25 protein-coding genes and 2 pseudogenes are annotated in these 25,353 nt (G+C 66.5%); 14 read left to right on the plus strand and 13 right to left on the minus strand.

The features are described from left to right. Positions 1 to 5 precede the first annotated feature (5 nt). Both A5747_RS14055 and A5747_RS24865 read left to right on the plus strand, forming a co-directional pair. The gene (locus tag A5747_RS14055; protein ID WP_076125175.1) at positions 6 to 977 is read left to right on the plus strand and encodes an LLM class flavin-dependent oxidoreductase; all 972 of its coding nucleotides are present in this window, start codon (positions 6 to 8) and stop codon (positions 975 to 977) included. A gap of 87 nt (positions 978 to 1,064) precedes the next feature. Then, positions 1,065 to 1,220 carry a hypothetical protein gene (locus A5747_RS24865; protein ID WP_139333546.1) on the plus strand — a complete coding sequence of 52 codons (156 nt, stop codon included), beginning with the start codon at positions 1,065 to 1,067 and terminating at the stop codon, positions 1,218 to 1,220. On the opposite strand, the gene A5747_RS14060 is transcribed toward A5747_RS24865, so the two are convergent. The 5 genes and pseudogenes from A5747_RS14060 to A5747_RS14080 all read right to left on the minus strand — a co-directional run bounded on the left by A5747_RS14060 (position 1,217) and on the right by A5747_RS14080 (position 5,062). After that, a complete protein-coding gene (locus A5747_RS14060; protein ID WP_076125177.1) occupies positions 1,217 to 2,098 on the minus strand; it encodes a PfkB family carbohydrate kinase in 882 nt (293 codons plus the stop codon). The two genes, A5747_RS24865 and A5747_RS14060, sit on opposite strands and share 4 nt — an antisense overlap. Before the next feature lie 4 nt (positions 2,099 to 2,102). Further along, entirely contained in the window at positions 2,103 to 2,723 is a 621-nt protein-coding gene (locus A5747_RS14065; RefSeq protein ID WP_076125179.1) for a TetR/AcrR family transcriptional regulator, read from the minus strand. Further along, a complete protein-coding gene (locus A5747_RS14070) occupies positions 2,720 to 3,493 on the minus strand; it encodes an SDR family NAD(P)-dependent oxidoreductase (protein ID WP_076125181.1) in 774 nt (257 codons plus the stop codon). The genes A5747_RS14065 and A5747_RS14070 overlap by 4 nt, the downstream gene beginning before the upstream one ends. Beyond that, positions 3,490 to 3,992 (minus strand): annotated as a pseudogene (locus tag A5747_RS14075) (VOC family protein). Before A5747_RS14075 ends, A5747_RS14070 begins: the two are co-directional and overlap by 4 nt. Beyond that, a complete protein-coding gene (locus tag A5747_RS14080) occupies positions 3,989 to 5,062 on the minus strand; it encodes a dihydrodipicolinate reductase (protein ID WP_076125183.1) in 1,074 nt (357 codons plus the stop codon). Before A5747_RS14080 ends, A5747_RS14075 begins: the two are co-directional and overlap by 4 nt. 89 nt (positions 5,063 to 5,151) lie before the next feature. On the opposite strand from A5747_RS14080, the gene A5747_RS14085 reads away from it, so the two are divergent. From A5747_RS14085 to A5747_RS14105, 5 genes are read left to right on the plus strand one after another with little or no spacing between them, the layout of a single operon-like run. Continuing rightward, positions 5,152 to 6,009, plus strand: a complete 858-nt coding sequence (locus tag A5747_RS14085) for an SDR family NAD(P)-dependent oxidoreductase (protein WP_076125437.1) — start codon at positions 5,152 to 5,154, stop codon at positions 6,007 to 6,009. A 10-nt stretch (positions 6,010 to 6,019) separates the two neighbouring features. Further along, positions 6,020 to 6,403 (plus strand): DUF1330 domain-containing protein, encoded by a 384-nt coding sequence (locus A5747_RS14090; RefSeq protein WP_076125185.1) that lies wholly within the window; start codon positions 6,020 to 6,022, stop codon positions 6,401 to 6,403. Between the two features lie 49 nt (positions 6,404 to 6,452). Continuing rightward, the gene (locus A5747_RS14095; protein WP_076125187.1) at positions 6,453 to 7,808 is read left to right on the plus strand and encodes a wax ester/triacylglycerol synthase family O-acyltransferase; all 1,356 of its coding nucleotides are present in this window, start codon (positions 6,453 to 6,455) and stop codon (positions 7,806 to 7,808) included. Between the two features lie 8 nt (positions 7,809 to 7,816). Beyond that, on the plus strand, positions 7,817 to 8,302 hold the full coding sequence (locus A5747_RS14100; RefSeq protein ID WP_076125189.1) for an NUDIX domain-containing protein: 486 nt from the start codon (positions 7,817 to 7,819) through the stop codon (positions 8,300 to 8,302). 1 nt (position 8,303) lies between these two features. Further along, entirely contained in the window at positions 8,304 to 9,209 is a 906-nt protein-coding gene (locus tag A5747_RS14105) for a haloalkane dehalogenase (protein ID WP_076125191.1), read from the plus strand. Positions 9,210 to 9,222: 13 nt separating this feature from the next. Here the strand turns inward: A5747_RS14105 and A5747_RS14110 are convergent, their stop codons facing one another. From A5747_RS14110 to A5747_RS14120, 3 genes are all read right to left on the minus strand, one after another. Continuing rightward, positions 9,223 to 9,588: a hypothetical protein gene (locus tag A5747_RS14110; protein WP_076125193.1), complete on the minus strand. Its 366-nt coding sequence runs from the start codon at positions 9,586 to 9,588 to the stop codon at positions 9,223 to 9,225. A gap of 121 nt (positions 9,589 to 9,709) precedes the next feature. Beyond that, positions 9,710 to 10,186 (minus strand): hypothetical protein, encoded by a 477-nt coding sequence (locus A5747_RS14115; protein WP_142245583.1) that lies wholly within the window; start codon positions 10,184 to 10,186, stop codon positions 9,710 to 9,712. 166 nt (positions 10,187 to 10,352) lie between these two features. Next, the gene (locus tag A5747_RS14120) at positions 10,353 to 11,420 is read right to left on the minus strand and encodes an ATP-dependent DNA ligase (protein ID WP_076125197.1); all 1,068 of its coding nucleotides are present in this window, start codon (positions 11,418 to 11,420) and stop codon (positions 10,353 to 10,355) included. Between the two features lie 37 nt (positions 11,421 to 11,457). Here A5747_RS14120 and ligD point away from each other — a divergent pair, with 37 nt between their 5' ends. Beyond that, positions 11,458 to 12,492 (plus strand): non-homologous end-joining DNA ligase, encoded by a 1,035-nt coding sequence (gene ligD, locus A5747_RS14125; RefSeq protein WP_076125199.1) that lies wholly within the window; start codon positions 11,458 to 11,460, stop codon positions 12,490 to 12,492. On the opposite strand, the gene A5747_RS14130 is transcribed toward ligD, so the two are convergent. Further along, on the minus strand, positions 12,489 to 13,127 hold the full coding sequence (locus A5747_RS14130; protein ID WP_076125201.1) for a cutinase family protein: 639 nt from the start codon (positions 13,125 to 13,127) through the stop codon (positions 12,489 to 12,491). The two genes, ligD and A5747_RS14130, sit on opposite strands and share 4 nt — an antisense overlap. A 68-nt stretch (positions 13,128 to 13,195) precedes the next feature. Then, positions 13,196 to 14,185 (minus strand): sulfotransferase family protein, encoded by a 990-nt coding sequence (locus tag A5747_RS14135; protein WP_083700426.1) that lies wholly within the window; start codon positions 14,183 to 14,185, stop codon positions 13,196 to 13,198. 1,037 nt (positions 14,186 to 15,222) lie between these two features. Between A5747_RS14135 and A5747_RS14150 the strand changes: the two genes are divergently transcribed. Then, positions 15,223 to 15,918, plus strand: a complete 696-nt coding sequence (locus tag A5747_RS14150; RefSeq protein WP_076125207.1) for a response regulator transcription factor — start codon at positions 15,223 to 15,225, stop codon at positions 15,916 to 15,918. Continuing rightward, the gene (locus A5747_RS14155; protein WP_076125209.1) at positions 15,915 to 17,393 is read left to right on the plus strand and encodes an ATP-binding protein; all 1,479 of its coding nucleotides are present in this window, start codon (positions 15,915 to 15,917) and stop codon (positions 17,391 to 17,393) included. The genes A5747_RS14150 and A5747_RS14155 overlap by 4 nt, the downstream gene beginning before the upstream one ends. Before the next feature lie 14 nt (positions 17,394 to 17,407). Here A5747_RS14155 and A5747_RS14160 read toward each other — a convergent pair whose 3' ends face one another. Continuing rightward, positions 17,408 to 18,175 (minus strand): class I SAM-dependent methyltransferase, encoded by a 768-nt coding sequence (locus tag A5747_RS14160; RefSeq protein ID WP_076125211.1) that lies wholly within the window; start codon positions 18,173 to 18,175, stop codon positions 17,408 to 17,410. A 93-nt stretch (positions 18,176 to 18,268) separates the two neighbouring features. Between A5747_RS14160 and A5747_RS14165 the strand changes: the two genes are divergently transcribed. Next, a complete protein-coding gene (locus A5747_RS14165; RefSeq protein ID WP_076125213.1) occupies positions 18,269 to 19,408 on the plus strand; it encodes a glycosyltransferase in 1,140 nt (379 codons plus the stop codon). Positions 19,409 to 19,441: 33 nt separating this feature from the next. Here A5747_RS14165 and A5747_RS25495 read toward each other — a convergent pair. Next, positions 19,442 to 19,990: pseudogene (locus A5747_RS25495) on the minus strand (DUF998 domain-containing protein); the annotation flags it as partial. A 119-nt stretch (positions 19,991 to 20,109) separates the two neighbouring features. Here A5747_RS25495 and A5747_RS14175 point away from each other — a divergent pair. Next, positions 20,110 to 22,437: an alpha/beta hydrolase-fold protein gene (locus A5747_RS14175; protein ID WP_233148045.1), complete on the plus strand. Its 2,328-nt coding sequence runs from the start codon at positions 20,110 to 20,112 to the stop codon at positions 22,435 to 22,437. On the opposite strand, the gene A5747_RS14180 is transcribed toward A5747_RS14175, so the two are convergent. Next, complete coding sequence (locus tag A5747_RS14180; RefSeq protein WP_233148046.1) at positions 22,385 to 23,125, minus strand: rhomboid-like protein; 741 nt, start codon at positions 23,123 to 23,125, stop codon at positions 22,385 to 22,387. The two genes, A5747_RS14175 and A5747_RS14180, sit on opposite strands and share 53 nt — an antisense overlap. A gap of 179 nt (positions 23,126 to 23,304) precedes the next feature. On the opposite strand from A5747_RS14180, the gene A5747_RS14185 reads away from it, so the two are divergent. Together A5747_RS14185 and A5747_RS14190 are read left to right on the plus strand one after the other, a co-directional pair. Beyond that, positions 23,305 to 24,138, plus strand: coding sequence for a mycofactocin-coupled SDR family oxidoreductase (locus tag A5747_RS14185; RefSeq protein ID WP_076125217.1), 834 nt, complete (start codon positions 23,305 to 23,307; stop codon positions 24,136 to 24,138). Between the two features lie 10 nt (positions 24,139 to 24,148). Then, positions 24,149 to 25,351: a cytochrome P450 gene (locus A5747_RS14190; RefSeq protein ID WP_076125219.1), complete on the plus strand. Its 1,203-nt coding sequence runs from the start codon at positions 24,149 to 24,151 to the stop codon at positions 25,349 to 25,351. Positions 25,352 to 25,353 lie beyond the last annotated feature (2 nt).

The raw sequence follows: 25,353 nt of genomic DNA on the forward strand, positions 1-25,353 counted from the left end.
CGGACATGGTGCTGACCGTGCTGCGCTTCAACTTCGCCTCGCCGCAGGGCGAGCCGAGGACGCAGAGCGGGATCTTGTCCGCCGCACTCGAACTGGCGCAGTGGGGCGAATCCCGAGGCATCACCACGGTCAGCGTCGACGAGCACCACGCGACCGGCCACGGATGGAGCTGCAACCCCATCATGGCGGCGTCGATGTTCTTGGCGCGAACGACGACTCTGATCGCCAGCGTGGACTGCGCGCTTGGCCCGTTGTGGAATCCCGTGCGCCTGGCCGAGGACATCGCGCTGGTTGACAACATGAGCCGAGGACGGCTGCACACCACGGTGGGGTTGGGTTACCGGACCGTCGAATACGACGCGCTGGCGGTCGATTTCGGCCGGCGGGGCGAGCTGATGGACGGCTTGATCGAGCGAATGCTGTCGGTGTGGTCCGGCGGCGACCCGGACTCAGGAATCTGCACCGGCACCTGGACCCGGCCGCACCCACCGCTGTATATCGGCGGGGGCGCGCGTGCGACAGCGCGGCGGGCCGCGCGCTTCCGGCTACCGCTCAGCCTGGCCGACCACCTGCCCGACATCGCCGACTACTACCGCGAGCTGTGTTCCGACGTCGGCCTGACGCCGTTCGTCATCATGCCCGGCCCGATCAACCGCGGCATGATCTACCTGCACGAGGATCCGGACCGGGCGTGGGCGGAACTCGGCGAGCACATCCTCTGGGAGGCAGTCACTTACGGCGAATGGGCAACCGACCATCGTTCACTCATGCACCTGCCGGGAGTCCGGACGCTGGACGAGGTGAAGGCATCGGGACGATACCGATTCCTGACTCCCGAGCAGCTCATCGCCGAAGTCCGCGAGTCCGAACACTACGGGCCGTTGGTGATGCATCCGCTGGTCGGCGGCATGCCCGTCGACGAAGCATGGCAGTCGGTTCAGCTGCTCACCGACGTGGTCCTGCCGGCGCTCGACTAAGTCTGTCGTCCTGATTGAAGCCCTCCGGGGCGGGTACTCGGGCATTTCGGGCTAATTCAACGTGCGCGTAATGGAGAGGAGTGTGCTGTGATCATCCTGGGCATCATTCTCTTGATCATCGGTTACTTCACGAGCCTGTCGATCCTGTACACGATCGGCGGAATCCTGGTGGTCATCGGTGTGATCTTGTGGATCCTCGGCGCGGTCGGGCGCCCGGTGGCCGGCAGAAGGGTCTGGTTCTAGCCGATTTCGTCAAGGGATGGGCGTCCGCCAAGGCGCTGCACCGTGGAGCTGGGGGCGGCAGCGGCTTGCTGTCCTGCATGCTGAGGCCCGGCGCCGTCACGCAATGCGGAAATAAGCCCGGCAACAAAGGCATCGCCGGCGCCGGTCGGATCGACCACGTCTACGTCGGCGAATTCGAATAGCTCGCTGCCTCCACGCCACGCCAGGAGGTCGCCCACGTCGGGAACCGCAATCGCAACGAGCTCAGGCCCGCACGTCAAAAGATTGTCGGCCAGCTCGGCCGCTTCGTCCACAGTGCCAACGGCTTTTCCACCGATAAGCGCGGCCTCTGTGGCATCGGCCCGTATCACGTCCACGGATGCAAGCAAATCGGCTTGAATATCCTGCGGCGGTGCACCATCCGCGACGACGCGCACACCACGCCGCCGGGCCCGGCGCGCGGCCGCCAGCGCCGTCTCCGCCGGCTGCTGCAGCTGAATTGAAACGATCTCCGCCCCGTTTAACCGCTCGGCCGACCGGTCGAGGTCGTCGACCCGCACGAGCGAGCTTTCCGGTATGTGTTCGAGAAGCATTCGCTCCGGCGGCGGTGCCACCAGATCAACCAGCAGTGCCGTGGTCCCGCGTCGCACGACGCCCCCTATGTCAATACCGTCACCTTCCGCTTCCTCAAGCACGAAAGTTCCCGCTGTGTCGTCGCCCACCACGCCGATTAGTGCGACCGGTACCCCGAGCTGGGCGAGACCGACTGCCTGGTTGGCGCCCTTGCCGCCCAGCAGCTCTTCGCGCTGCAGAATTGTTCTGGACTCACTCGCCGACGGTGGCCCATCGGTGCGTAGTACCAGGTCCCGGCCGATCTGGCCGATCACCACAACACTCATTGGGTTACTGTGCCCGTTTCCGCCCAACGTATGCGCGCTGCCAATGATGGCTCTTGATCGCTTCGAGGGCGTCGGTGACGTAGCGGTCCAGCGGGCGCGGCTTCTTGCTCGACTGGCGCACCCAGGTCTGGAATGCGAAATCGCCTGCGGCAAAGCCGAGTTGGACCAGAAGGCCTGGTCGGATATCGGCGTCGGGGTTGGCGCCCATGCGCTCGCCGATCAGTTTCGTCGCCCGTTCCTTGTCCGCGGGTGTGTGCAGCGTGACCTTGCCGAGCAGATTAGGCGCAACCAGCAGGGCTTCGCGCCACTCCTCACAGTCGGCTTCGTCGAATGACCGGGTTCGGACAATGATGGCGTTGATCAGTGCGACATCCGGCGCCTCTCCCGCCGGGCGTTGTTCGAGCAGGTTCACGATCGCGGCGCCACCGTGGCGAACCGGCGCAAGCAGCAGATCCTCCTTTGTTGGCACGTGCCGGAAGAAGGTGCGTGGCGAAACGCCTGCGGCCGAGGCGATTTCCTCGGTCGTCACGGCGTCGTACCCACGCTCGACGAAGAGCCGGAACGCCGCGCGCCTGATGTCGGCCCGGACCTGTGCGCGCTGTCGATCGCGCAGCGACTCTTTCATCGGAAGCTGCCGATACCACCGTCGACGTGAATGGTTTGACCCGTGATGAACGTGGCGTCGCTGCTGAGTAGGAACGCCACCAGCGCGCCCACGTCGGTGCGCACGTCTCCGATGCGCTTCATCGGAACGCGTCTCACCGCCTTCGCGTAATCGTCGGGCGCGTATTGCTTCCACAGCTTGACGCCGTCGGACTCGGCGAACGGGCAGATGACGTTGACGCGGATGTTGTCGCGCCCCCATTCCAGGGCGGCGACCTTCGACAGTCCCCGGATGCCCTCCTTGGCGGTTGCGTACCCGCCCCACCTGGGTTCGCCCCCGGTGCCCGTCCCCGAGCCGAGGTTCACGATCGATCCGCCGCCGGCCTCGACCATCACCGGGTGCACCGCCTGCATGAGCAGGAATGTTGCCCGGGGCCCGACGTCGTAGCCGAGCGCCAGGTCCTCGGTGGTGATGTCGACGAACGCCTTGGGCTCGTTGGTGGCGATGGCGTTGTTGACCAGGCCATGCACGGTACCGAAGGCGTCGATCGCAGCCGCCACGATCCGCTGGGCGCTGTCGGGATCGCGCAGATTGGCGACCAACTTCTCGACCCGGCCCGTCGACCCCAGCTCGTCGGTCGTCGTGCTCAGGACATCGGCTTGGATGTCGACCAGCAGCACCGCCGCACCGCGTTCGAGCAGCGCGGCGGCGATGCCCTTGCCCACGCCCTGCGCGGCACCGGTGACGATTGCCACGTGGCCGCGCATCGACTCGGGATGGGTGTAGGTCATGTCACGGGCCCCATCCGTAGCGGCACGCCCCGGTGCATCTCGTAGGTGCTGCGCGCGCCGCCGGGCAGCTCGATGAACTCCACCGGCGTTCCGTCCGGGTCCTTGACGAAAAACATTCGCACCCGCCTATTTCGAACGGATCCTGGTCGGGCGTACAGCCCGCGGCGGTGATGCGACGGTGGGTGTCGTCGAGGTCCGGGACGGAGAGCGACACGTTGTGGATGCCGGTGACGCGTCGGCGCTCCGGCTGGTCCGCGGGCGGCTTGGCGCCGAGGGAGAGCAGCTCGACCATCAACCCGCCCAGCAAGCCGCCCACCACCCGGCCCTCCTGCTTTCGCTTGGCATGCAGGACCGCGTCGAAGGGTTCCCCGGAGATCAGGGTCTCGAAGATGACCTCCATGCCGATCACGTCGCGGTAGAACGCCAGCGAGCGGTCCATGTCGGTCACGCCGATGACGAGGTGGCAGAACGACACATCGTCTAGGACGCCGGATGTCATAGCGGCGCAGCAAGTTTGGGGGCGGGGCGTCCGGCGAAAAGCGGTAGGTCGAGATAGGTCTTGATGCCGGGGCCGGCGGCGCAGACGTCGGGAATCGCGTTGACGCAGTGGTTGGCCGTGGCGACGACACCGGGGTTTCGTTTGAGCCCTTCGGCGATGGATGGTGGTTGCAGGCCCTTGAAGGTCAGAGACACGGTGGGGTCGCCGGTGATCTCGACCTCGAAGCGTTCGCCGAGCCCGCCGAAGTTCCAGTCCGGTTCCAGGTTGTCTTCACCCATCAGCCAGTTGACCGCCGCGGTGATGACCGGTTCGCCGTCGGCGATCGCTTGCCAGCGGAATCGGCGGGCGGCCACGGTTCCCTCGGTGATTGGGAAGGGGTCGTAGTCGATGTCGGCGGTCGCGACGGCGATCTCCTGGACGGTCCTGATGTTGGGATCGATGCGAAAACCCATGTGCTCGGCCACCATTCGCACGGACATCTTGAAGCCCGCCTCGAGCAGCGTGGCCATGGGCCCTTGCATGGCTTCCTCGGGGGTGCCGCCGAAGCCCATGATGTGGCGCACGACATCCGGCGCGTTGTAGGTGCGGATGTCGGAGAACTCCTCGGCGCGCACATGGGTGACCGCTGATGACAGTCCGGACAGCATCAGCGGGAATCGCTCCGTGATGCCGCCGGGATGGATGCCGGACCCGTGCAACGTCACCCCACCCTCGACCGCGGCGTCCGCAATTGCTTTGACGGCCGGGTTGTCGAGGTCGGGATATACCCAGCCGACCGGTGTGACGACGTTCTTGCCGGACCGCAGAATCGCGACGACCTCGTCGTCGTTGGGGATCAGTGGGCTGTACACGACGCAGTCGGCGTTGAGGGCGAGCACCTCGTCGGCGCTGGAGGTGGCGGTGACGCCGAGGTCGTCCGTTCCGATGATCCGGCCGACGTCGACGCCGTCCTTTTCCGCGCTGTGCACCCAGCACCCGACGAGCTCGAGCTGCGGATGATTCACGACGCATTCGATGGCGGCCTTGCCGACACCTCCGGTCGCCCACTGGATGACGCGAAGCTTGCTCATGGCTGACCTCCCGCACGCCTTTACATCGCACCAACGAGATGGCACGGTATGACTACCTGGCAGTGACTGTCAATGAGGAAGGTCGGTCGGTGGGCGTTCTCGACGGCAAGGTTGCGATCGTCACCGGGACCAGCCGCGGTGTCGGTGTCGGGATCGCGCATGAACTGCTCCGCGCCGGCGCCACGGTCGTCGGATGCTCACGCTCGCCACTGGACACCATCCCCGGCGTGGAAGCCGGCTGGGCGGCCCGAGCTTCGCAACGAGTGTGCGACCAAGGTGACTACCACTCGATCGACTCTCTCGTCGCCGACGTCGTGGCGACCCACGGCCGAATCGACATCCTGGTGAACAACGCCGGCGGCACCGTCCCGGCGCCGCATGTGGAGAGCATTCCCGAACTCGTCCAACGCATTCAGGGCGCGCCGCGAAGCGACGACGACTTCGAGCGCACGGCGCTGTTTCACGCTTATGCGGTGCAGATGAACCTCATCAGCCCGCTGTGGTTCGCCATCCGGGTGTACCGGCAGATGGCCACCCAGGACGGCACCGGCTGCATCATCAACATTTCCAGCGGTGCCGGGCATCCGGCGGGGTCACCGACGTTGGTCTCCTATGGCGCGGCCAAGAGCGGGCTCAATCACCTCACGCGGTCGCTGGCCGAGGAGTGGGGACCGAAGGTTCGTGTCAACTGCGTCGCGCTGGGCCCGACCATGACCGAGAACTTCCGGTCGTTCGTGCTGCCCAAAGACGATCCGACCGGCGAAAAGTACTTCGCCGCCGTCCCGTTGCGCCGCGCGGGGGAACCGGCGGAGGTGGGCCGCGTGTGCGTCTTTCTCGCGAGCGGGGACGCGGACTTCGTCAACGGCACGACGATCGAGCACGACGGCGGCATGCTGCCCGGCGTGCTCTACGACGCGGGCCTGAAGACGATCACCGATCTGCTGTAAGGAGATTCACGTGAGCAGCCTGCAACCCACTCCCGAACAGTTCGCCGCGCTGGCCGCGCGGCCGGCGGACGAACCGGTGGTGATGGTCAACCTGCTGACGTTCAAGGCTGACGGCGGCCTCGAGCGCTACGCACAGTACGGCCGTGACGTCATCCCGCACCTCGAACGCGTCGGCGCCGCGGTGCTCTACGCGGGAGGCGCGCCGGCGGTGGTCATCGGCGACGGCGAACGGCCTTGGTGGGACGCGGTTCTCGTCGTCCAATACCCGTCGCCCCAGGCGTTCATCGACATGGTGACCACTCAGGAGTACGCCAAGATCCACGAGAATCGTGCCGCGGGCTTGGAGCGCGGGGACCTGATCGCGACGTCGGCGTGGTCGGTCGCGTCGGAGTGATCTCCTGAGGCGCTAGCGGGTTGCTTCCCCGTGGGGGTCTAATTGGTGGATGGAACTGATGATGCCCACCGATTCGGTGTTTTTGCTGGGGGAATCCCGTGAGCACCCCATGCACGTCGGGGGCCTAGCGCTATACGAGCCGCCGCCCGGCGCCGATCGGGGATTCGTCCGCGAGTTCTACGACCGGCTGGTCGCACAGCAGGATTTCCAGCCCACCTTTCTCAAGCGTCCCGCGACGTTCTTCGGTGGAATCGCGAATCTCGCGTGGTCCTACGACAACGACCTCGACATCGACTATCACGTGCGGCGCTCGGCGCTGCCTTCTCCGGGGCGGGTTCGCGATCTGCTCGAACTGACCTCGCTGCTGCATAGCAGCCTGCTCGATCGCCACCGTCCGCTGTGGGAGGCGTACGTGATCGAGGGTCTCAAGGACGGCCGCTTCGCGGTCTACACCAAGATGCACCATGCACTCATCGACGGCGTCTCGGCCCTGAAGCTGATGCAACGCTCGCTGTCGTCCGACCCCGACGATCGCGAGATCCGGGCGCCATGGGGCCTGCTCAAACCCAAACGCAAGTCCGTCCCGTCGTCGCCGTTGAGCACGCTGAAACGGACCGCGGGAGGCGTTGCCGCACTGGCTCCTTCGACGGTCTCACTGGCTCGCGCGGCGCTGTTCGAGCAGCGGGTGACGCTGCCGTTCGGAGCCCCGCGCACCATGTTGAACGTCAAGATCGGGGGCGCCCGGCGGTGCGCGGCGCAGTCGTGGTCGGTCGATCGGATCAAGAACGTCAAGAAGGCCGCGGGCGTGACTCTCAACGATGTGGTCCTGACGATGTGCTCGGGAGCGCTGCGCTACTACCTGCTCGAGCAGAACGCGCTGCCGGACACCCCGCTGGTCGCGATGGTTCCGGTGAGCCTGCGCAAGGAACACGAGGCCGACGCCGGCGGCAACCTCGTCGGAGCCATCCTGTGCAACCTGGCCACCGACATCGAGGATGCGGCCAGACGGCTGGAGATCGTCAGCGAGTCGATGCGCAACAACAAGAAGGTGTTCTCTGAATTGCCCCGGTTCCAGGCGCTGGCGTTGTCCGCGATGAACATGGGTGCCCTGGCTCTGGCGGCGGTTCCGGGGTGGGTGTCGTCGACGTCGCCGCCGTTCAACCTGGTCATATCGAACGTGCCGGGGCCGCACGAGCAGCTGTATTACGGGGGTGCGCGGCTGGACGGCAGCTATCCGCTATCGGCGATCGTGGACGGCCAGGCGCTGAACATCACCCTGGTCAGCAACGGCGCCAATCTCGATTTCGGTTTGACCGGATGCCGGCGCAGCGTGCCGCACCTGCAGCGCCTGCTCGCCCACCTGGAGTCGTCGCTCAAAGACCTGGAACGCGCCGTCGGGGTCTGAGTAACTAGATGCCCAAACTCAGCGCCGGTGTGCTGTTGTACCGGGTTAGCGACGGCGTCGTCGAAGTTCTGATCGTGCATCCGGGCGGCCCGTTTTGGGCGCGCAAGGACGACGCGGCGTGGTCGATCCCGAAGGGTGAGTACACCGACGGCGAGGACCCCTGGACGGTCGCGCAGCGGGAGTTTTCCGAGGAGCTCGGGCTGCCGACGCCCGCGGGGCCGCGCGTCGATTTCGGTCGGCTCAAACAGCCCAGCGGCAAAGTGGTTACGGCCTTCGGCGTGCGGGCCGATCTCGACGTCACCGATACGCGCAGCAACACCTTCGAACTCGAATGGCCGAAGGGCTCGGGCAAGTTGCGGGAGTTCCCCGAAGTCGATCGCGTCGGCTGGTTCCCGGTGACGCAGGCCCGCACCAAGCTGCTCAAGGGACAGCGGCCGTTTCTGGAGCGATTGATGACCCTGCCCGAGTTGGCGGGCTTGGACGAAGGGATCTGAAATGCAGACGGTACGGACACCCGGCGAACGATTCGACAATCTGCCCGAATTCCCCTATGCCCCAAGGTATTGCGACATCCCCGATGGCGACGGCGCTACGCTGCGGGTCGCCTGGGTCGAAGATGGCCCGGAGAGCGCCGACCCCGTTCTCATGCTGCACGGTGAGCCGTCGTGGTCCTACCTGTACCGCAAGATGATTCCGATACTCGCAGCCGCCGGGCATCGCGTCGTGTGCCCCGACCTAGTCGGGTTCGGCCGTTCGGACAAGCCGACCCGCCGCGCGGACCACAGCTACGCACGCCACGTCGAGTGGATGCGGGCGCTGGCCTTCGATGTGCTGGACCTGCGCAACGTGACCCTGGTCGGGCAGGATTGGGGCGGGCTGATCGGATTGCGCCTGGCCGCAGAGCATCCCGAACGGTTTTCCCGCCTGGTCGTCGCCAACACCGGCCTGCCCGACGGCGAGCAGCCACTGCCCGAGGTCTGGTGGCGTTTTCGCGAAGCCATCACGACGGCACCGGAGCTGAACATCGGCGCGTTCGTCCAGAGTGGCTGTCGCCGCCCGATGAGCGACGAGGTGCGCGCGGGCTACGACGCGCCGTTTCCGGACGACGAGTATTGCGCGGGACCGCGCGCCATGCCCGGCCTGGTGCCGACCGCACCGGACGATCCCGCGTCCGCGGCCAACAAAGAGGCCTGGGCGAAGCTGTCGGTGAGCCCCACGCCGATGCTGGTCGCCTTCAGCGACAGCGACCCCATCACGGGGCCGATGGGCGAGATCTTCCGGCATGCGATGCGCGGCGCGCAGGGCGTCGACCATCCGCTGATTCGCGACGCCGGACACTTCGTGCAAGAGGATGCGGGCGAAGAGCTCGCCAACCACATCGCGGAATTCTTGAGCCGCTAGGGCTTTCGAAGTTTCAGCGCTCCCACGGCGCGCTTTCGTCCATCTTCTTGTAGTACTTCGCCAGGTGGCTTCGGACCCGGTCGATGTCGCTCTTGGGCAAGTCGATGCCGCCCCGGGCGCCGTCCATGATCGCGCCGGCGATCATCACCCCTCGCGGTACCGCTTTGAGCTTGCCGCCGATGACGTCGGCGAACAGCAGCTTGTACGCGGTGAAGTTATCTTTGTTGCCGGCGTCGTACCAGATGTGGGCATCGCGGTACTTCTGGTTCGGTTTGTGTTCCGCTCCGGCCCACTTCCGGACGCGCTTTTCGGCGGCGCCGCCGTCCCACTTGCGGTCGCGGTCCGCCAGCGGCAGATCCTTGAACGCGGTTACAGACATGTACCTCGCGTGCCCGCCGCGCCTTGGGGCTAAACCCGGGGTTGCTCGGTTAATCCACAGTTGGCGCTTCATTCACAGGTGGGCGTCATTTGCTGAAGAGATTTTGGGCCGGCAACGCTCGTTAGGCGCCACAGAAGCGGCTGTGGCCATACTTCTGTGAGCACCAGATGTCACCTGCGTGCGCATCGGTGAGTTCGGCGTCGTTGTGGGCTAAGTGGAGGACGGTGACACCGTCTGGGGCCACGACGAGCTCGGCCTTCCACGCGGTCTGCTCGTTGATGTCGCCGTCCAGTCCGTCGCCCCAGGCACCGATGCGCTGCTCCAACCTGATCGCGAGTCCCGGGCCGTCGCCCTGAGTCCAGCGCATGGTCCACCTCTCGCCGTCGCGGGCGCTGGACCCGAGCAGGATTGTTCCGGTGCCGTCGGGCGCGATCGTCATCGCGCTTAGGTGCCTCTGCCAGTCTCCGACGTAGTCGCCACGCGACGTCTGCATCGGCGGGATGTCCGCCGGATCGGCGTTGGCGACCGAGGCACCCGTAATGAGGGCGGCCGCTGCTGCGGTGAGCGCCACGATCGAGCGGGCAGTAATTTTCGCCATGGAATGTCCCTTCTGGGTAGCTCCTGGATGTGCCGTGCCAGGCGCGGGTCGTTAGCTGTTGCCGCATGTGACGGCCATTCGTGGAAAGAGTCTGGCAGCCGCCTTGCCTAATCCTTGTGCGATTCTTGCGGCGGCCTCAGGCGGCGCATCGACTCCGAACGCGCGCTCAGTGCCCCAGGCCCGGAACGATGTCGCCCAGACTGAAACTGACCGGCTGTTCGAGTTGTTCGTAGGTGCATGACCGTGGATCGCGGTCGGGGCGCCAGCGATTGAATTGGGCGGTGTGGCGGAAGCGCTGGCCTTCCATGTGGTCGTAGCGCACCTCGACGACCCGCTCGGGCCGCAGCGGGACGAACGACAGATCCTTGCCGGCGTTCCAGCGGGAGAACTCGTTCTTGCGCGGCGTGCGCTCGCCGGCTTCGTGGGCCGCCCAGTTCCAGGGATGGTCGTCGAAGTCGGTGACCAGCGGCTGCAGTTCGGAAAACAGCCGCCGCCGCTCGGCCATCGGGAAGGCCCCGATGACTCCGACCGACGCCAGCTGGCCATCGTCCTGATACAACCCGAGCAGTAGCGAGCCGATGGCGTCGCCGCCGGATTTGTGGACTCGATACCCGGCGACCACGCAGTCCGCGGTCCGCTCGTGCTTGACCTTGAACATGACGCGCTTGTCCGGCTGATAGGTGATCGCCAGCGGCTTGGCGACGACGCCGTCCAGGCCCGCGCCCTCGAATTCCTCGAACCATTGCTCTGCCGTCCCGAGATCGGTGGTGGCCGGCGTGACATGGAACGCGGGCCCGGAATCGGCCAGGGCGTCGACGAGGGCCGCGCGCCGCTCTTCGAACGGCCGCTGCGTGTAGTCCTCGTCGTCGACGGCGAGCAGGTCGAACGCGATGAACGACGCCGGCGTCTTCTCGGCGAGCATCCGCACTCGCGAATCGGCGGGATGGATGCGCTGCTGCAGCGCCTCGAAGTCCAGGCCGTGGTCGGTGGCGATGACGATCTCGCCGTCGATCACGCACCGCTGCGGCAGCTCGGCCTGTGCCGCCGCGACCAGCTCGGGGAAGTAGCGGGTCATCGGCCGCTCGTTCCGGCTGCCCAGCTCCACTTGATCGTGGTCGCGGAAACAAATGGACCTGAACCCGTCCCACTTCGGCTCGTATGACGCATCGGGCGGGATCGACCGCACCGACTTGGCCAGCATCGGCGAGATCGGCGGCATCACGGGCAAGTCCATTGGTTCATTGTGGCCTGCGGCATGTTGGAATCGTGGTGTGGCCGCACCAGCAGAAGAGGTCGACGTCGACGGCATCGCGGTTCGGCTGACCAATCCGGACAAGGTGTATTTCCCCCAACTCGGGTCGAACGGCACCAAGCGGCGGCTCGTCGAGTACTACCGCGCCGTGGCGGGCGGGCCGATGCTGGACACGCTGCGCAATCGGCCCACCCACCTGCAGCGCTTCCCGGACGGCATCGACGGCGAGGAGATCTATCAAAAGCGGGTGCCGCTGCATCATCCCGACTACCTCGAGACCTGCCGGGTGACGTTTCCGTCGGGACGAACCGCCGACGCGTTGAAGGTGACCCACCCGGCGGCGATTGTGTGGGCCGCGCAGATGGGCACCGTCACGCTGCACCCATGGCAGGTGCGCTGCCCCGACACCGAGCACCCCGACGAGCTGCGCATCGATCTGGACCCGCAACCCGGCGTCGCCTTCGAGCAGGCCCGCACGGTGGCGGTCGACGTGCTGCGGCCCCTGCTCGACGAGCTGGGTCTGATCGGTTATCCCAAGACGTCCGGGGGCCGCGGCATCCACGTGTTCCTACGGATCGCCACCGACTGGGACTTCATTCAAGTCCGCCGGGCGGGCATCGCGCTGGCCCGTGAGGTCGAACGCCGTGCACCGGATTTGGTCACCACCTCATGGTGGAAGGAGGAGCGCGGCGAGCGTATCTTCATCGACTTCAACCAGAACGCCCGGGACCGCACCATGGCGTCGGCGTATTCGGTGCGGCGCACCCCGATCGCCACCGTGTCGACGCCGCTGGCGTGGGACGAGCTGGCCGGCGCCCAGCCCGACGACTACACGATGGCGACGGTGCCCGATCTCGTGGCCGGCCGCGACGACCCTTGGGCCGCAATGGATTCCGTTGCTCAGTCCATTGCGCCGCTGCTGGAAATGGTCGAGGCCGACGAACGACGCGGCCTTGGCGATATGCCCTACCCGCCGAACTACCCGAAAATGCCGGGCGAACCGAAACGTGTTCAGCCGAGCCGCGACACCGATCTCAAGGGCCAGCGAAACTAGAGCCGATCGGCTGCAAATGCCGCGGCCTGGTTGGTCATCCCGGACTGAACATACAAAACGTGTGCGGTCGGGTTTCTCCCTTCGGAGCAGATCGGATCGTTGGGAACGCACAGGTCAATCGTCTTGGGGCGGTAGAGCGGGCTGATCGTCGGAAGCCGGCCGCCCCCAAGCGTTCTCGCGAAGTTACTTTCTGGATTGCCGAAGACGGCCACCGCGGCGACATGACTCGCTGCCTGGGGCGGCAGGTTGTCGGTGGTCATATCGATCACGCCCGCGCCTTGCGAGTACCCGCCGAGCACGATTCTGGTGTTGGGACAGTTCGCAACCGTTGACTGGACATGACCGCCCGCATCGCCGGCCCCGGCCAACGAACTCCGCACGAAATCGTCGGTGGCGGGGTAGTTGACCGCGTATACGCCGACGGACCGGCCGCCAACACGCGACCTAAGGGAGTCCACGAATGCCTGGCCGACCCCTCCGACGCCGGGAGGTTCGTTGGTGCCGCGAGCGAATACCACCTCGACGTCGGAACACGGGCCCGCGAAGGCGTAGCGGGTATCGATGAACGCGCTCAGCGGCGTCCATGTGATGACCACCGCCGCACACAGGATGCGAGCGACGGTTCGTGCGCGCATTGCCAAATGCCGTATCGCTGCAATTCGTTGGGACCGAATGAAAGTGTAGTCGGCCCGTCCGGGCCAGTTTAGGCCCAAGTGCCTTTGCGCCGGTGAGCCAGCGCCCAGGCTTCCATGATCAGCTTAAAAATGGATGGCCGCACCAGCCGGTTGAGCTTATGGAAGCGGCGGAAATCCTCGAATGCCGTTCGGAAATCCTGTTCGCTCGCTCGGTACTCCGCGTAAACGCGTTCCAACGCAGACTCATCCCAGGACTCATTCCGCGCGGCAGCGCCCAAGGTTTCGTAGACGGTGGAAATCCAGTCCGTGCCGAAGGAGTCTGTGACCGGGCCGCAGTGTCGCTGCCGACGGAGATCGTCTTGGAGGAACTCCTCAATTGCGCCGTCCTCGTCCCGGGCATCGAGGTCGATGGCAAGCGCCACGGAAATCCGCTTTACCTCCCGGCGCCAATCCGCGAGAAGGTTGGCGTAATCGACGAACACTCGCGGCATGCCGCGCGTGTGTCTTTCGGCCACCAGATTGAATTTCAGCCACAAGGCGCTCGATAGCTCCGCCGAGGCTCCACTGCTTGCCGCGACCGAGGCGATGACTTCCTGCGGATGGCGCACCGCGATCACGGTCACGACGTCAAATCCGGCCTGACGTGCCGCGTCGAACCACACACTGGACAGCACCGTGATCCGCGGGTCCTTGATCAGCACCAGCGGCGCGGCCGGCAACGTGGTCAAAAACGCCCGGATCTCGGCGATGCAGGCGGCCTTCGCTTCGGCATCGAACGGACCGTCCTCGTGCAGGCGTAGTGTCGGGTCGAACATGGTGCTGCCGTGGCGCCGCAAAATTGTTTCGTTGAGGTAATTGGCCGCGCGCGGCTCCCAATGGCCGACCGGATTGTCCGCCATGGCGCCCACCAACTTGTCGGGCAGTGCGCCACCGCACAGCGAGAGAACCCGCGTGAGCGCCGACGTTCCGGATCGGTTCATCCCCAACACGAACAGAATGACCGAGCGGGCCGCAGGCCCGCTCTGCGCGGCGACTGTGGTCAACTGCCGGCTTGGCATTAAGCGTGGCCGCCCGGCAGTGGCGCGCCGATTGCGCCCAATCCGATAGCCGCTCGCATGAAAAACAGCGCGGGACGACATTTGCCCACCAAGCCCTCCGTGTTTGGTGCCGCTGTGTCTGAAGTAAACATTTACATACTACGATGCATGTGTAACGGTGAAATTAATACAATTTGTCTTGTTTGGCACAAAAACTATGATGCTCAGTTTCCTGGTGAGCGGTGGCCGCCCCTCAACAGCGCTTGGGACGGCCATCCTCGATCCAGCTACCGCACGCCGAAGTTAAAAGCCCGGCGGGTGCGGCGCTCCAGGCGGTGGCGGCCCATCCGGGCCAGGCGGCGGCGGTGGCGCAAACGGTCCAGCCGGACCACCAGGCCCGTGCGGTGGCAGCCAAGGTTGGCCGGGCCCCGGCGGTGGGGGCGGGGGATCCGCACTGGCTATCCCAATACCGAAGCCCGCCGCGGTTATCCCAAGGGCACCCGCGAGCAAGGAACCAGCGATTACCTGTTTGATCTTCATGTTCGGCCGTTACTCCTATCTGCTTGTCGGTCCAACTGGTGCGGGCTGGGACGCGCTTGGCGGCGGTCCAGCCGGCGGAAGGCCGGGCTCCGGCAGTTGCGGGCGCCCCGCTGGCGGGGGCGGTGCGAAGGCCGGCCCGGGCGGTGGTGGGCCCCAGCCCGGTGGGATTGCCCACGCCGGTGGTGGCGGTGGCGGTGGCATGCCGAAGGGACCGGGCGGTGGTCCCCAGGCCAACGGAAGCAACAGCGCGGTCAGGATCGCCCCCACGATCAGGCCGCCGACGCCCGCGCCGACCGCGACGCCGACGGGGTGCCGTTGCACGACGGACGGTGGGGGCGCAGAGCCCCTCGGCGCCTCGGGTGTGTGTAACGGTTGCTCGTCGGCCATAGCTTCCTCCCGGTGTGCGAATTGTTGCGATGCGGGCGAAGCTAGGAAGCGAATCTGAAGCCAACCTGAAGACATCGCGCAGGAGCCCGGTTTCTTCAGGTGGATTTCAGGAAGCGGCCGAGAATGAGGGCATGAAACAAACATCCCGCCCAGGCGCAGGGGCCCGCGTGCTGGTCGTCGAGGACTCAGAGACGATCCGCGAAATGGTGCGGGAGGCGCTGACCGAGGTCGGGTACATCACCGCGGCCCGTACAGACGGGGCGGGGCTGGAGGATGTCCTGGAAGGATTTCGTCCCGATCTGGTGGTCCTGGACGTGATGATGCCCGGGCGCGACGGCTTCGCGTTGATCGATGTCATCCGCGACTGGGGCCACGCCGGCATCGTGTTGCTCACTGCCCGTGATGGGCTGCCCGACCGGCTGCGCGGGCTCGACGGCGGCGCCGACGATTACGTGGTCAAACCCTTCGAGCTCGCCGAGGTGATCTCGCGTGTCGGCGCGGTGCTGCGCCGCCGCGGCCGGCTACCCGCCGTTATCCAATGCGGCGACCTGACGTTGGACCTCGGCGCCTCGGTCGCCGCTCGGGCGGGATCGCCCCTGGACCTGACCGCCACCGAACTGCGGCTGCTCGGGTTCCTGGTCGAGCAGCGCGGCCGCATCGTGAGTACCGGGCAGATCCTGACCGCCCTCTGGGGCTATGACGCCTACGACGCCAACCTGGTGCATGTCCACGTCAGCGGACTGCGCCGCAAACTGGAGGCGCACGGACCCCGCATCCTGCAGACGGTGCGCGGCATCGGCTACCGCCTGCAACCAGTCCGGCAATGAGTGGCCGGCGCGCCGCGGGCCCGGCGCAGACCCGCACGCCCTCGTTGCACCGGCGGGTCGCCCTGATGGTCCTCGGTGTGCTCGGCGTCCTTTTGCTGGTGCTGGGCCTGACCATTGACCTGATGCTCGGGGCGCAGACCCGCCGCGATCTCCACGATCGGCTGATGGCCACCGCCGCCCGTGCCGACGCGTTGGCCGCCGCCAATGTCCCGCCCGATCGCCTGGTGGCTCAGCTCGAGGGCGGAGGAATTCGCGCGCTGCTCGTCGCCGCGGACGGAACCACTTACGGTGATCACGGCATCCACCCCGACACGACCAGCGGACCCACGGAACCTCCGCCTCCGCCGCCGCCACCGGGTTGGCCGGGACCACCATTGGGCTGGCCGCCGCCACCACCGGGCTGGCCGCCACCACCGGGGTGGCCCCCGCCCCCACCACCACCGGTCGCGCCACCCGACGCCACCGCCACCGTGGTGGTGCACTCACTGACATCGGGCGGCCGGGTGATCCTGGTCGCGGACACTACCCAAACCACCGCGCTGATCCGACGGCTGCGCGAAGTTCTGCTGGCCGGCGGCCTGATCACGCTGATGGTGGCCGGTCTACTGGTCACCGCCGTCTCCCGCGCCGCCCTGCGGCCTCTGGATCGGCTTACCTCCGTCGCACGATCGATCACCAGCGGCGACCGCGGCAGGCGACTGCGACCCGACCGCGTCGGCACCGAACTCGGCCGCGCAGCAGCGGCTTTCGACGGAATGCTCGACGCGTTGGAAGCATCCGAACAGCGCACTCGCCAGTTCCTGGCCGATGCCGCCCACGAACTGCGCACACCCATGGCCGGAATCGGCGTCGCTGCCGAACAGCTGATGGGGGCCGCCGCCCAAGGCGGCGAAGATGCTCGCGCGAAAGCCCAATACCGCCGCGCAGCAATGCTTTTGGCCGAATCCCAACGGGCCGGTCGACTGGTCGCCGACATGCTGGATCTGAGCCGCATCGACGCCGGGGTGACACTGGACCTCTCCGATACCGACCTCGTCGAGATCGCCGAAGCCGAATGCGAGCGAGTGGCCGTGCTCTCTCCGGATATCGCCATCACGCGCACCGGTGAGCCGAGTGTGCCCGTGCGCGCCGACCGGACCCGCGTTGCCCAGATCGTGTCGAATCTCGTCGACAATGCCCGCCGACACACCCCATCCGGCGGGCACATCGTGATCGATGTGTGCAGGGCTGGGCCGCATGTCGAGTTGACCGTCACCGATTCGGGCTCCGGTATCGCAGACTCCGACCGTGAGCGGATCTTTGACCGGCTTGTCCGTCTGGACCTAGCCCGCGATCGCGACCACGGCGGCGCCGGGCTCGGCCTGCCGATCGCCCGGGCGCTGGCGCGCGCTCATCACGGAGATCTCGTCTGCGTGCCCAACGATCGAGGGGCGCGGTTCCGGCTCACCTTGCCGCCGCATCCCGGAGCGCCATAAGCGGGGCTGCTCAGTCACACGTCGCCGCGACGGCCGGACATGCAAAACAACAGATTTGCGAACACGACGGGCTGGCTTACCTGCATGGCCACCGTCACCACGTCATAGTCGGGGAACGTGGACACGCCTGCTCCCGGCATCGTTTTCAAGACGGCAGCCCAATGTGCTTGATCGTCGTTGTTGGTGGCGGCGTATAGCTTCATGTCTGACGCGCAGAACGGAAAAAGCTCGCCGGCGGCGACGGCTTCGGCGATTGCCGTCGCGACGCCGGGTTTTTCCGTTATCCGGTAGTCATCCAGGCTGATCACGCCCCGCTGGCCGGCGTGCTTGGCGACGAGCTTGATGTCGCCCCTGGCGCGCTGATAGCTGTGGCCGCCGTCGATGTGCACGAAACGCAACGGCGGGAGGTCGGTTAATTGCGCTGAGTCACAAATTCTGATGTCGAGTTGTCGTCGGCTGTGAAACTGCTCCCAGTTGCGCCGGAACGCCGCGACATCCAGACCGTCGTAGGGTTCCCGGTCCTGGATGGGAATGTCCTCCTGCGACATCACCTTTTCGAACAGATCGCACGCGATGAGGCGCTCATCCGGGCGCAGGCCGCAGCCCATCAATATGGCCGATTTACCCAGGTAGACTCCGATCTCGAGCATGTCTCCCGCGACTCCGCCGTCGAGCTGGTGGCCCAGGATGAAATCAAACAGCATGAAGTCGGCGGGGTAGAAGAAGCCGGGAATTTGTGCGGACGCGCGCGCATATCGTGCGGCGGTCTCGAGCTTCAGCATTGATGCAAGCGTACAACTCGGCGCTGTGCACTGAAACGGGTTCTCGCAGCGATCTTTTGGGGCGAAGGGCATCGCTGCGTTACATTTGCCGCGATGAAATTTGCGCTGGCAACCCTGGGAAGTCGGGGCGATGCCGAGCCGTACGCAGCCGTCGGTCGGGAGCTGCAGCGTCGAGGTCACGAAGTACGCATGGCGGTCCCGCCCGCCTATCTCGAGTTCGTCGAATCGGCCGGGCTTGCCGCGGTTCCCCACGGCGCGAACTTGGTCCGCAAATTCGCGCCGATGCCGAATCCGATCAGCATGATGTGGGAAATCTTGCGGGATGTCACCCAATACTGGCCGGAGGTGGGTACGGCACTGACGTCGTTGGCAGACGGGGCCGATCTGCTGCTGGCGGACCCAAGTCAACAAGGGCTGGCCGCCAATGTTGGGGAGTACTACGGCATTCCGCTGGCCACCCTGCACTTCTACCCGATCGAGGCCGGTGGTCCGGGCATAACCAAAGACGCGGAGGACGCCCATCGGCGGGAACTGGGCCTGCCGGAGGAAACAGGGCCCTCGGAATGGCTGGAGATCCAGGCCTACGACGAGCTGTTCTTTCCCGGGCTGGCCGCCGAATGGGCGAAGCGGGGCCTCCGGCGGCCTTTCGTTGGCGGGCTGACGCTGGAGTTGCGGATGGACGTCGACGACGAGGTCGCGTCGTGGATTGACGCGGGCACGCCGCCGATCTACTTCGGCTTCGGCAGCGTGCGAGTCGCGTCTCCCGATGACGCGGTCGCGATGATCAGCGCGGCCTGCGCCGAGCTAGGCGAGCGGGCGTTGATTTGCAGTGGCGCAAGCGATTTCACCGACATCTCGCAATCCGAGCACGTCAAGATTGTGGACGCGGTGAACCACTCGGCCGTCTTTCCCGCTTGCCGTGCGGTCGTCCACCACGGGGGACCCGGCACCACGTTCGCGGGCATCCGGGCCGGAGCCCCGACGCTGATCCTTTGGGTTTCGGTCGATCAGCCGATGTGGGGTGCCGCGGTCAGCCGACTAGATGTCGGGACCGCGCGCCCCTTCTTCGAGACCACCCAGAAGCTGCTGGTCGCAGATCTGCGGTCCATCCTCACTCCGCACCGCGTCAGGCGGACCCGCGAGGTCGCCGCCCAGATGACCACACCCGCCGAAAGCGTCACCGCCGCTGCCGATCTGCTGGAAGACGCCGCCCGCCTGGGTCGCCGTGCCTAGTTCGGTCAAGTGGCGAACGCTGACAACCACGACCAGCGGCCAAAGCATTTCCGCCGTCGCGGCGGCGCGTTCGCTCAGCCCCACATCGATGCCGCTCCACGCGTCGCAACACAGCCAGACCACCAGTCCGAACAGCAGCGCCGACACCGAAATGGCCCAACGCCTGCGCCGCGGCCAAGGCATCGTTGGGTCCGGCGAAACCGTGAGCACCGGCCAGATTGCCAACAGGATGACGCCCAGCCCGGTGGCCGCTATGTGAGCGGTGGCGGTGCCAAGCCGATCGGGCAGCGCGGCGGTCGCGAGACCGCAGCAACCGGCGATCGCCAACGCGATGCGGGGCAGGCCGGGCAGCACTCGTAGCCCGGCGGCGGTGACGATCAGGCAGCCGGCGCTGACCGCGAACCCCGCCGTCATGATCCAGTCGCCGCGGCCGGTCAGGGCCAGGGCGCTGAGAGTCTGGGTGAACGGGTCGTAGGAATCGATCCGCATCGAGCGCGCGATGCTGGCGCACGCCAGCAGGACGGTCGGCGCAGCCGCCGCCGATACCACAGCCCACCAAGGCGTTGTCACCCGCCTTGCCATTGTGGGTGGTTACCCGGGCTGACGCCCGCCGAACAGAATCGGCGGCACGGTTCTCAGCCTTCCTCAAGGTTGCGAACCGCGGTACCGGGTAGGCACCGCAAAGGATGCCTAGCGCTTGGATGGTGATGAAACCCCCGGCCCGCTGGATCAGCCGTCGACTGCCGGTGTCGTTGTTTGATGTAGCGCAGCTACCCGTGCGCTCTGTGGGCCGGCTCCTCGGTGCGGCGCCGAATCAGGCGCAGGTGGAACCGCCGCCGGGTGCCCCCCTGGTGGTGGTCGACGGCATGCCCGAGGGGGCACCTCCGGCGGCGCGGCGGCCCGAGCCGCAGCTACCGTCACCGGTCGGCTGGCCGTTCGGTGAGCACTTTCCGCGCACCTGCGGCACCGGCCGCTTGGCCGCTGGCGCGTCGTTTTGGACGGATTTCCTCTATGACGACCACGGCGCGACCGGCACGCGCGTCAGGCTGCCGGCGGCGGGACGCATCGTGCCGCCCAAGGGCACCTATCTCTATCCCGACGGGGCAGCGGGCCGCAACGGCGCCGATATCTTCCGCGTCGCGGTCGGCCTCACCGAAACCCACACCTGGTGGCGGGTCGACTGGAACACGCTGCAGGATCCGTCGGTGCCGATCGCGTTGTTCGCATTCGACACCGGCCGGGATCCCGGTGGCACTGGGCAGTGGCCCGCAGGCGCGGGTGTTCGCTCGGCCGGTATCGACTCGGCGCTGCTGATTTCGGGTGCGGGCGCGTGGCTGATCGACCTGGTGACGCGGACAACCACAGCGGTCGGACACTCCGTCGACGGGAACGCGCGGTCGTTTCTGGCGCAGATTCCGCGCGAGCTGGTGGAGCCGGCCGGGAAATGGACGGTGCGGCTGGTGTCCGGCCTGGCCAACCCGGCGGGTGACGGGTTCGCGGAAGTGCCTCCCGAGCGTGGGGCGCGGCCGCGTCAACCCAACGTCTACAACATCGCGTTCCGCCGCCACGAGCAGGAGCCGCAACGCTACAACTTCTGGCTGGACAAGGCGCAGGCTGAGGCGCTCGACGACGGCGACGTGTCGCAGTTCTCGCTGGCGGTGGCGTGGGATGAACTCGCCGCTGGCACAACGACCGACGAACCAGTGGTGACGGGCCCGTCGACGCGGTGGTACGTCTCCTCGGTGGAGCTTGGGCAGGGGATCGCCGACGCGGACTTGTTGTCCACCGAGCCGCAGTTCCTCGGGCGTGTACAGCCTTACTCGATCTGCCTGCCGAAGACCTTCGCACCGGGTAAGGCGCTGCCGCTGACGCTGCTCCTGCACTCGATAGCGATGGGCAAGAACCAGTTCGCCGCGGTGAATCCCCGCCTGGTGCAACAGATTTGCGACGGGCGCGACTCGGTGGTCGCCACGCCGCTGGGTCGTGGCCCGGCGTGTTGGTTTCTCGACGAGGGTGAGCTCGACCTGTGGGAGGTCTGGGCGCGGGTCGCCGAACAGCTCGGTACGGATCCCAATCGCACTGTGATTGCCGGTTTTTCGATGGGCGGCTATGCGGCCTATCGGCTGGCGCTGACATACCCGACGGCGTTTGCGCAGGCCGTCGTTCTCGCCGGGGCTCCCACCTGCGGGGTGCGCCTACTGCCCGGGATCAAAATGGCGGCCGACCGAAACCCGGACTCGCACTGCGCGCGTGAGGGCGAAACCTGGCCGCTGCTCCACAACGCCCGATGGTTGCCCTTCGTCATCGCCCACGGTGTGCTCGATGAGTTGGTGCCAATCTTCTCGGTAGTGCCGCAGGTGCTGCGGCTCGACCGGCTTGGGTACCGTTACCGCTTCGTGGCGTACCTGGCTGAAGACCACATCGTTCTTGCGGCGCAGGGCAAGTTCGACGACGCGGTCGCCCATATGGGCACCGCAAACCGTCACCCGGACCCCGGCCATATCACCTTCTCCTGGTACCCGCAGCTGGTGCGCACCGACCTGGGTATTGGGCCACACCGGGTTTGGTGGATATCGGGTCTGCAGGCGGATCCGCAGACCGCCTCCAAGCGGGGCGCGGTCGCCACAGTGGACGCCCGGTCATACGCCCGACCGGATCGGACGCGGAGCACGCACCGGCGTGGCGGCCTCATCCTGAATTTCAAGCCGACCCCGGGGTTTTACGCGGAGCGGACCTGGCGGCTGGGTCCGCACCCCCGACCGCAACCCCGGCTGACGTTGCGCCTCACCGGTGTCGCTGCCCTGACTGTCGACGCCGGCCGGGCTGGGGTTGCGGCGTTGCCCTACAGCACGGTCACGGTCATCACCGACTGCCCGGTGCAATTAACCCTGGACAAGCTGGCGCCCGGCACCGTCGCGCGGATCGATGGTGCGTTTACGGATACGACCGTCGCGGTGCCACAGGGGCGACACCGGATCACGCTTGCTGCGGGCGGGGCCTTAGGGCGTGGCCGGCTAGAACCGCGATGAGCGCGCCCGCCACGCCTGCGACCGGCGCGACCATCGACGGCCCGGAGAGCACGAAGTAGCCGAACGCGATGCCGACGGAGAGTAAGGCCACCCGCATGGGTGTCCAGTGGGCCGTTGACGGCAGTTGGAAGGACAGCCGAATGCCCAGCAGCAGCGCGAGGATGTGACCGAAGGCGGTGAAGTCGGCTCCCAGGGCCGCGATCATCGCCACGCCGAGCCACCACCCGACCCAGGCCGCCCGCCAGCGCGACGGTATCGATGCCGTCAGCGCGCCAAGAACGCACACCGCGCCGTAGCTGACCCCCACGTCGCTGGCCCGCGCCACCGACATCGGCAGCCATCCCGCCTTCAGCGCGGCGGCCAAACCTATCGCGACCAACAGCGTCGCGCCGATGTGACCGACCGTGAACGTGAGGACCAAACCCCTACTGCGCCAAATCAGTTCGCCAAGCGCCAGCAGGCACACCAAGCCCGGCAACCAGACATAGACCGCATCGCTGCCGTCGACGAAGGCGCTGCCGACCAGGGTGCCCATGTGGCCGTGGCGCAGATTGTGCAAGTTGGTACTCATGCGGCTCACGGCGGCCTCGCGCGCGTGCGGACCGAGCATGGTCAGCGTAAGAGACACCCCGATCAGCAACAGTGCGTATCCGGCCGTGACGCGCAATCGCGCAACCGTCGCCTTCATACGTCAACGATGCTGGTTGGCGGCGCGATCGGCCACATTCTTAACGAAGCTTTCACACCCGTGTGATGAATCTTCACAGATTTTCGGGGGCTCTTGACGAGGCAATCGTGATGCTGCTAGACATGGCCCTGCGCAGCAAATTGGGCGATCGCCCAAAAACAGCCCGGGCGGAGGGTGCAATGGGCCGGATGGACGGCAAGGTCGCGTTCGTGACGGGGGCGGCCCGCGGGCAGGGCAGAAGCCACGCGGTGCGGCTCGCGCGGGAGGGGGCCGACATCATCGCCGTGGACATCTGCCGCAAATTCGAGGCTTCGCCCGCCGACGGCGCGACGCCGGAAGATCTCGACGAGACGGCGGGGATGGTGAAGAACGCCGGGGGCCGTGTCGTCACCGCCGAAGTCGACGTGCGCGATTTCGACGCCCTGAGCGCCGTCGTCGACGGCGGAGTCGAGCAGCTGGGTCGCCTGGATGTCATCGTGGCCAACGCCGGTATCGGTACGACGGCGGGAAAGCTGCACAAGGCCGACGAGGCGCTGTGGCAGGAGATGATCGACGTCAATCTGAGCGGGGTCTGGAAGACGGTGAAGGCCGGCGTTCCACACATCCTGCGGGGCGATCGCGGCGGCTCGATCGTCTTGACGTCCTCCGTGGCCGGTTTCAAGGCCTACCCGCACGTCGGGCACTACGTGGCGGCCAAGCACGGGGTGATCGGCCTGATGCGATCGTTCGCCGTCGAATTGGGTCAGCGGATGATCAGGGTCAACGCCGTTCTCCCGACCCATGTGAATTCGCCGTTGTTGATGAACGAGCAGACCTACCGCGCATTTCGGCCCGAACTGGAAAACCCCGGTCCGGACGATCTCGCGCCGGTGTGCCAGAGCTTTCACGTCCTGCCGATCCCCTGGGTGACCCCCGAAGACATCAGCAACGCCGTGCTGTTCCTGGCCTCCGACGAAGCGCGCTACATCACCGGCGTCGCGCTCAACGTGGATGCCGGCAGCAGCCTGAAGTAAGGAACGCATCGTGACCGTCACCAACGACACGGACGTCTATTACGACCCCTACGACACCGGCATCAACGCCGACCCTTATCCGACCTACGCGCGGCTGCGCGACGAGGCGCCGATCTACTACAACGAGCGCTACGACTTCTGGGCGATATCACGACATTCCGACGTCGAACGGGCACTGGCCAACTGGGAGACCTTCTCCAACCGACGCGGCGACATCCTCGAGCTGATCAAGTCGAAATTCGACATGCCCGGCGGCGTCATGATGTTCCAGGATCCGCCCGAGCACACGGCGCTGCGCGGGCTGATGTCACGGGTATTCACCCCGCGCCGGATGGCCGAAATCGAAGACCAGATCCGCGCCTACTGCGTCCGGTGCCTGGATCCGCTCGTCGGATCGGACGGATTCGACATCATCGCCGAGCTCGCGTCGATGATGCCGATGCGGGTGATCGGCATGCTGCTGGGAATTCCCGAGTCCGAGCAGATCTCGGTCCGGGACGCCAACGATGCCAACCTGCGGACCAAGCCGGGCGCGCCGCTGAAGGTCGCCGACGCCGACTCCATCGCCGACGGCCGGATCTATGCCGACTACGTCGAGTGGCGATCGAAGAACCCGTCCGACGACCTGATGACGCAGCTGCTCAACGTCGAGTTCGACGACGATGCGGGCGTGCACCGCAAGCTCACCCGCAAGGAGGTCCTGCACTACACGCAGGTGGTCGCCGGCGCCGGTAACGAGACGACGGGTCGGCTGATCGGCTGGCTCGCCAAGGTGCTCGCCGAGCATCCCGACCAACGTCGGGAGATCTACGAGGATCGGTCGCTGCTGAACCGCACCGTCGACGAGACGCTGCGGTTCGAACCCACCGGCCCCCACGTAGCCCGTTGGATGGCAAAGGATTTCGAAATCTACGGCACCACCGTTCCGGCTGGCAGCGCAATGCTGCTACTCTTCGGAGCCGCCAATCGCGACCCACGCCGCTACACCGATCCGGACACGTTCAACATCCACCGCGACAACATCTCGCACATCACCTTCGGCAAGGGAGTGCACTACTGCCTGGGCGCCAACCTGGCCCGGCTGGAGGGGCGCGTCGCGCTCGACGAGATGCTCAACCGCTGGCCCGAATGGGACATCGACTACGACACAGCAAAATTGGCGCCGACGTCGACGGTTCGCGGCTGGGAGCGGCTGCGGGTGGTGCTGCCCTGAGG

Origin of the sequence: Mycobacterium sp. IS-836, from assembly GCF_001954275.1 — a bacterium.
In the GTDB taxonomy this organism is placed as follows: Bacteria; Actinomycetota; Actinomycetes; order Mycobacteriales; family Mycobacteriaceae; genus Mycobacterium.